The organism is Collimonas fungivorans (genome assembly GCF_028292705.1).
Taxonomy (GTDB): Bacteria; Pseudomonadota; Gammaproteobacteria; order Burkholderiales; family Burkholderiaceae_D; genus Collimonas; species Collimonas fungivorans_B.
In genome coordinates, this window is the sequence record NZ_JAQGLV010000235.1 from 25,263 (window position 1) to 31,613 (window position 6,351).

The window sequence follows — 6,351 nt, forward strand, 5'->3', positions numbered from 1 at the left end:
ATTACAGCTCTGTTTTCAGTTGGTTCAGCAAATCGGCATGCGCCGCGCTGTTGACTTCGCGCTTGAGGATCTGTTCGGCGCCTTTGACCGCAAGGGTCGCAACTTCACCGCGCAGAGCTTCGCGTGCTTTGGTCATTTGCTGTTCCGCTTCGGCTTTAGCGTTAGCGATGATGCGGGCAGCTTCTTCGGAAGCCGTTTTCTTGGCTTCGTCGACGATCAGCTGGCCGCGCTTTTCAGCTTCGCCAATACGCTTTTGACCTTCGTCGCGCGCGGTCGCCAGTTCTGCCGAAGCACGCTTTTCAGCGGCTGCCAGATCTGCCTTGCCGCGATCAGCGGCTGCCAGGCCGTCCGCAATCTTCTTGGCGCGCTCATCGAGCGCCTTGGTCAGTGGCGGCCACACGAATTTCATCGTGAACAGCGCCAGGACAAAGAAGACCACGAACTGAGCAAACAATGTTGCGTTTAAGTTCACGGTAATTTCCTTCTCAGAATAACGTGTGCTGAAGTGACTCAGCAGATTCGGTTACGCTTGATTAAATTACTTAGCGATGAACGGATTTGCGAATGCGAACAACATGGCGATACCAACACCGATCAGGAACGCAGCGTCGATCAGACCAGCCAGCAGGAACATCTTGGTTTGCAGAGTGTTCATCAGTTCTGGTTGACGTGCCGATGCTTCGAGGTACTTACCGCCCATGATTGCGATACCGATACAAGCACCGATAGCGCCCAAACCGATGATCAAACCACAAGCCAAAGCAACAAAAGACAGATCAGTCATGACAATTCCTTCAAAGTTAAGTGAATACAAAAATTAATACAAAAAAACAAAACAAGAACTACTGATTCAAACCCAGCGCGGCTTAGTAGCGCTAATTAATACCGCTATTTAGTGCGCCTCATGAGCCTGGCCGATGTACACCAGCGTCAGCATCATGAAAATGAACGCTTGCAGCAATACGATCAGGATGTGGAAGATCGCCCAGATCGAGCCGGCCACGACATGTCCGATAAAACCGAACGCGGTAGCGCTGGAACCGAGCAACGCGATCAGCAGGAACAACAGTTCGCCGGCATACATGTTGCCGAACAGCCGCATCGCCAGCGAGACAGTCTTTGCAGCGAATTCAATCAGGTTCAGCAACAGGTTGGCAGGGGCCAGCCAGATGCCGAAAGGAGCGGCCACGAGCTCATGCAGGAAACCACCGAAACCCTTGATCTTGAAGCTGTAGTACAGCATCAGCACCAGCACGCCGAGGGCGATGCCCATGGTGCCGTTCAGGTCAGCAGTCGGCACTACGCGATGATGGGAAATCAAGCCGTCCAGGTGAACCATTTTGAAGAAGGTGGAGAACAGGTCAACCGGCAGGAAGTCGAGCGAGTTCATCAGGGCGACCCAGATGAACACGGTCAGCGCCAGCGGCGCGATGAAGCTGCGGTCGCCGTGGACGATGCCCTTGGCCTGGTCGTCGACCATCTCGACCACCATTTCGACGAACGCCTGGAAGCGGCCCGGCACGCCTGCAGTCGCTTTGCGCGCGGCAAGGTACATCAACAGGCAGCCGACCACGCCGGCGAACACCGACCAGAAGATCGTATCGATATTGATAATCGAAAAATCGACTATCTTGGTTTGATGGCCAGTTGAAAAATGTCCAAGGTGATGGACAATATACTCTGAGGGGGTTAGTGCGTCGCTTGAAGCTACAGTCATGATCGATGTCTAAAAAGTAAGATTATGTAACTTTTGAGTACCACGATGAAGCTGACGATGAATGCCGGCCAATTCAAATCGTGGTACAACCATACGACCGCGCCTACCAGCGCAATCGTTGTAGCAATTTTGACAAACTCTCCGATGAAAAAAGACATCGGGTTGGCGCCGCCTGGTTTGCGCGCGCTGATGTAAAGACGGAGAGCGAACAGTCCGTTGGGAACCGCGCAGCACACACCACCTAAAAGCGCGGAACAGAATCCGGATACGCCGGCTAGTAAACCTGCCACACTTGCCAGCACGACCGTAGTAACAAATTGCATAAGCACGATGCGCAGCATACTGACCCAATATTGTGCGAAGCCGCTCTTGCAACGCAGTTGACGAACGCGGCTGATATATATCGCAGTTAATGCACGCAGTTAAACACGCAACTAAGGCAAGTCCACGGCTGATTTAGAAGCCCGAGGATTATAAAGGCTGGGCGCGGCTTTCGTCAAACTTTTGCTGCCGAATCATAAGCTTATGCAACAGATCCACTTGCCTGCGGAAGCCCGTTTCGCGGGCCGCGCCACCGTATCTGCAATCGTCCTGATGGCGATTTTTGCACCAATAATGTGAAGTGCCTTGTTTTTTTCTATTCAGCACCTTTGAGCCGGGCAATCAGGCCGTCCAGCGTATCCAGGTCGGAAAAATCGATGATCAGCTGGCCGCGATTCTTGGCGGTGGTCTTGATCGTTACCTGGGTCGCCAGCAAATCCGACAATTCTTCTTCCAGCCGGGCGATGTCGCGCGACTTTTCCTTGTTCTTGGCCGGCCGGCTGGCGCCGTTGGCTTCGGTAGTGGCGCGCACCACCAGTTTTTCGGTATCGCGCACCGACATCCGCTTGGCCACCACCTGGTTGGCCAGCGTGATCTGGGTTGCGGCGTCCACCGCCAGCAGCGCCCGCGCGTGGCCCATGTCGATATCGCCCGCCATCAGCATGGTCTGCACCGGCTTGGCCAGGTTCAGCAAGCGCAGCAGGTTCGACACGGCGCTGCGCGAGCGCCCTACCGATACCGCCGCCTGCTCATGGGTAAAGCTGAAATCGGTAATCAGGCGATGGATACCCTGTGCTTCTTCCAGCGGATTCAGGTCCTCGCGCTGCATGTTTTCGATCAGCGCCATCGCCGCCGTGGTCTGGTCGTCGACATCCTTGACCAGCACCGGCACCTCGATCAGGCCGGCCAGCTGAGCGGCCCGGAAGCGCCGCTCGCCGGCGATGATTTCATAGTGCTGGGCGCCGTTGTGCAAGGCGATCGGCCGCACCAGGATAGGCTGCAGCAAGCCCTGCTCCTTGATCGACGCCGCCAGCTCCGCCAAAGCGCCCTCGTCCATGCGGGTGCGCGGCTGGTACTTGCCGGCCTGCATGACGGTAACCGCCAGCACCGACGGTGCGCCGGCAATGGTCGGCACCGCCTCGGTGATATCGGTCGATCCGCCTAACAGTGCTTCCAGGCCGCGGCCCAGTCCTTTTGATTTCTTCGTGACCATCTTTTTCCTACCGTAAATTACTGATAACGTTATGACAAGCTGTGGATAAACCTGTGGGTAAATCTGTGAACAAGCCTGTGATTAAATCTGTATAAGGCTGTATATAAGTTGTAGATAAGCTGTGCATTACATGGTCTTGATGCGTTCCACCATCTCGGCCCCAAAAGCGATATACGCCTGCGCGCCTTTGGACGCGGCGTCAAAGGTGACGCCAGGCATGCCGTAGGAAGGCGCTTCCGCCAGCCGCACATTGCGCGGGATCACGGTCTTGAACACCTTGTCGCCGAAATGCTTTTCCAGCTCGACCGACACCTGTTGCGACAAAGTCATGCGCGGATCGAACATCACCCGCAGCAGGCCGATGATCTTCAAGTCAGGGTTCAGGTTGGCGTGCACCTTCTTGATGGTGTTGACCAGGTCCGATAAACCTTCCAGCGCATAATATTCACACTGCATCGGGATGATCACCCCATGCGCCGCGCACAAGCCGTTCAGGGTCAGCATCGACAGCGCCGGCGGGCAGTCGATCAGGATGAAATCGTATTCGTCGGCCACTGCGATGAAAGCATCTTTCAGACGTTTCTCGCGATTTTCCAGCTCGACCATTTCCACTTCGGCGCCGGCCAGTTCGCGGTTCGCCGGCAGCACATCGAAACCGCCGGTCTCGGAAGTCTTGCGCACCGATTTGATATCCGACATGCCCAGCAGTACTTCATAAATCGTGGCAGCCAGCGTGCCCTTGTTGATCCCCGCGCCCATGGTGGCGTTGCCTTGCGGGTCAAGATCGGCCAGCAATACGCGCTGGTTCAGTTGCGCCAGGCCGGCGGCCAGGTTCACGGCGGTAGTGGTTTTACCGACCCCGCCCTTTTGATTGGCGACACAAAATATTTTTGCCATGTATTGGTGTAAAGGTCGTGATTAGTTAGTCGTTAATTTGATGCCAAAGCCGATCAGGAAAATTCCCGCGGCCCTGGAAGCGAATGCGGCGATACGGCGATTGTGTCCCAGGCGCTTGGCGGCGGTATTCCCGAGCAGTACCAGCAGACTACCGTAAAACAGCGCGCAACTGGAGATGATTGCAGCCATGGTGAGGAAGGTCAGGCTGCCGCGCTGCGTGGCCGGATCGATGAACAGGGGGAAGAACGCCATGTAGAACACGATGGCCTTGGGATTGACCAGGGTCACCAGGAAACCGCGGGTGAAATTGCTGACGCCGGCGAAACCCACGGCGGCGCTTGCGCCCTCGCCCTTCCTGGCAAACAGCAGTTTGCAGCCGAGGTAAGCCAGGTACGCCGCGCCCAGGTACTGCACCGCCTTGAACACCATCGGGTTGGCGGTCAGCAAGGCGGCCACGCCGATCGCCGCCAGGAACATCAGCACCGCATCGCCCAGCATGATGCCGAACAGCGAAGCATAACCGCCGCGCACGCCTTCCCTGCCGGCGCTAGTCAGGATGCAGAAGGTGCCGGCGCCAGGCAGCGCCAGGAACACCATGGTCGCTATGACCAGTTGCCAGACGTCGGTAATGCCGAGGGTGTGGAAAAAAGCGCTCATGATCGACTTGCTCCCATTCTTGTTTGCGTTCGTTGTTACTTGCGTTTGATGAAAACCAGGTGACGTTCCGCATCCAGCCCCGGCACCGCCAGAGGCCTTGTTTCCGTGACTTGCCAGGCGGCCGGCAAACGCGCGATTTCCTCGTCCGGACGCATGCCCTTGAGGGCGATGAACTGGCCATCATCGGTCAGCAAATGCGCCGACCAGTTGATAAAATCGGCCAACTCCGCAAATGCCCGCGAAGTGATCACGTCGAATTTCTGCGCCACCTGCAACTGCTCTACCCGGGCGGTGTGAACACTTACGTTGCCCAGGCCCAGCTCGGCTTTTACCTGGGTCAGGAATGCTGTTTTCTTGTGCACCGTATCGATCATCGACACCCGCATCTGCGGCTCAGCCTTGCCGGCCCAGATCGCCAGGACCATCCCTGGCAGGCCGCCGCCGGCGCCGACATCCAGCACATTCCCTGCTGCCGCAAAAGCCGGCACTACCGCCAGCGAATCCAGCAAATGGTGGGTCATCATCTGCGCCGGTTCGCGGATCGAGGTCAGGTTATACACCTTGTTCCACTTTGCCAGCAGGTCCAGGTAGGCCAGCAGTTGCTGCTGCTGGCCGTGGTCCAGCGTGATTCCCAGTGCTGATGCTCCTTGCTGCAGGCTCGCCTCCAGCGCTTGTTTTGCCGCTGGCGCGGTCTGCGTTGAACTCATGTTGCCACTCCTCGATTGTCCGGGCAATTACCTCGATGGTAGTTGATTAGGTAGTTGATTAGGTAATTGATAACTAAGCAATCAGGCAGCCTGATCGTCTGCATTCAAGCGCTTCATGCCGCCCTTTTTCAGGTGCACCAGCAGCAGCGACAAGGCGGCCGGCGTGACACCGGAAATGCGCGAGGCCTGGCCGAAGGTTTCTGGCTTGTGCAGGTTCAGTTTCTGGCGCACCTCGATCGACAGCGCCTGTACGTCCATATAGTCGAGGTCGGCCGGCAGCTTCAGGTTTTCATTGTGCTCGTGGCGTTCTACTTCTTTCGCCTGGCGGTCGATATAACCGGCGTATTTGACCTGGATTTCGACCTGTTCCTTGACCGTATCGTCCTGTACGCCAGGACCGCCCAGGTCCTGGCCATCCAGGCCCTTGAGCGTCATCAGTTGATCGTAAGAAACGTTTGGACGGCGCAACAGGTCGACCAGCGAATATTCGCGTTCGATGGCCTTGCCCAGCAAACGCTCTGCTTCCGCTTCTGCCACGATGCGCGGGTTGACCCAGGTCGAACGCAGGCGCTCCATCTCGAGCGCCACCGCTTCGCGCTTTTTCTCGAACTGCGCCCATTGGACATCGCCGACGCAACCCAGCTGGCGGCCGATCTCGGTCAGGCGCAAGTCGGCATTGTCTTCGCGCAGGCTGAGGCGGTACTCGGCGCGGCTGGTGAACATGCGGTATGGCTCTTGCACGCCTTGGGTAATCAGGTCGTCGACCAGCACGCCGAGGTAGGCTTCGTCGCGGCGCGGAGTCCAGGCATCGCGCTCCTGCGTTTGCAGCGCCGCGTTCA

The 6,351-nt window shown here is 57.2% G+C and carries 8 protein-coding genes and 1 pseudogene; all 9 read right to left on the reverse strand.

The window, feature by feature from the left end; genetic code table 11:
• Position 1: 1 nt before the first annotated feature.
• Positions 2-472 carry a F0F1 ATP synthase subunit B gene (locus JWQ61_RS13500; protein WP_092395807.1) on the reverse strand — a complete coding sequence of 157 codons (471 nt, stop codon included), beginning with the start codon at positions 470-472 and terminating at the stop codon, positions 2-4.
• Positions 473-538: 66 nt separating this feature from the next.
• Positions 539-784, reverse strand: coding sequence for a F0F1 ATP synthase subunit C (gene atpE, locus JWQ61_RS13505; protein WP_011872763.1), 246 nt, complete (start codon positions 782-784; stop codon positions 539-541).
• 108 nt (positions 785-892) lie between these two features.
• The gene (atpB, locus tag JWQ61_RS13510; RefSeq protein ID WP_304360978.1) at positions 893-1,717 is read right to left on the reverse strand and encodes a F0F1 ATP synthase subunit A; all 825 of its coding nucleotides are present in this window, start codon (positions 1,715-1,717) and stop codon (positions 893-895) included.
• The gene (locus tag JWQ61_RS13515) at positions 1,714-2,058 is read right to left on the reverse strand and encodes an ATP synthase subunit I (protein WP_120233959.1); all 345 of its coding nucleotides are present in this window, start codon (positions 2,056-2,058) and stop codon (positions 1,714-1,716) included. The genes atpB and JWQ61_RS13515 overlap by 4 nt, the downstream gene beginning before the upstream one ends.
• Positions 2,059-2,354: 296 nt before the next feature.
• Positions 2,355-3,251, reverse strand: a complete 897-nt coding sequence (locus JWQ61_RS13520) for a ParB/RepB/Spo0J family partition protein (protein WP_304360979.1) — start codon at positions 3,249-3,251, stop codon at positions 2,355-2,357.
• Between the two features lie 126 nt (positions 3,252-3,377).
• A complete protein-coding gene (locus tag JWQ61_RS13525; protein ID WP_304360980.1) occupies positions 3,378-4,148 on the reverse strand; it encodes a ParA family protein in 771 nt (256 codons plus the stop codon).
• Between the two features lie 21 nt (positions 4,149-4,169).
• On the reverse strand, positions 4,170-4,805 hold the full coding sequence (gene leuE, locus JWQ61_RS13530; protein WP_304360981.1) for a leucine efflux protein LeuE: 636 nt from the start codon (positions 4,803-4,805) through the stop codon (positions 4,170-4,172).
• Between the two features lie 35 nt (positions 4,806-4,840).
• Positions 4,841-5,512 carry a 16S rRNA (guanine(527)-N(7))-methyltransferase RsmG gene (rsmG, locus tag JWQ61_RS13535; RefSeq protein ID WP_304360982.1) on the reverse strand — a complete coding sequence of 224 codons (672 nt, stop codon included), beginning with the start codon at positions 5,510-5,512 and terminating at the stop codon, positions 4,841-4,843.
• An 81-nt stretch (positions 5,513-5,593) separates the two neighbouring features.
• A pseudogene (gene gidA / locus JWQ61_RS13540) lies at positions 5,594-6,351 on the reverse strand (tRNA uridine-5-carboxymethylaminomethyl(34) synthesis enzyme MnmG); the annotation flags it as partial.

Bases quoted from the DNA above. Each gene is read 5' to 3' on its own strand.
- atpE (WP_011872763.1), bottom strand. From the start codon at position 784: ATGACTGATCTGTCTTTTGTTGCTTTGGCTTGTGGTTTGATCATCGGT.
- atpB (WP_304360978.1), bottom strand. From the start codon at position 1,717: ATGACTGTAGCTTCAAGCGACGCACTAACCCCCTCAGAGTATATTGTC.
- JWQ61_RS13515 (WP_120233959.1), bottom strand. From the start codon at position 2,058: ATGCTGCGCATCGTGCTTATGCAATTTGTTACTACGGTCGTGCTGGCA.
- JWQ61_RS13520 (WP_304360979.1), bottom strand. From the start codon at position 3,251: ATGGTCACGAAGAAATCAAAAGGACTGGGCCGCGGCCTGGAAGCACTG.
- JWQ61_RS13525 (WP_304360980.1), bottom strand. From the start codon at position 4,148: ATGGCAAAAATATTTTGTGTCGCCAATCAAAAGGGCGGGGTCGGTAAA.
- leuE (WP_304360981.1), bottom strand. From the start codon at position 4,805: ATGAGCGCTTTTTTCCACACCCTCGGCATTACCGACGTCTGGCAACTG.
- rsmG (WP_304360982.1), bottom strand. From the start codon at position 5,512: ATGAGTTCAACGCAGACCGCGCCAGCGGCAAAACAAGCGCTGGAGGCG.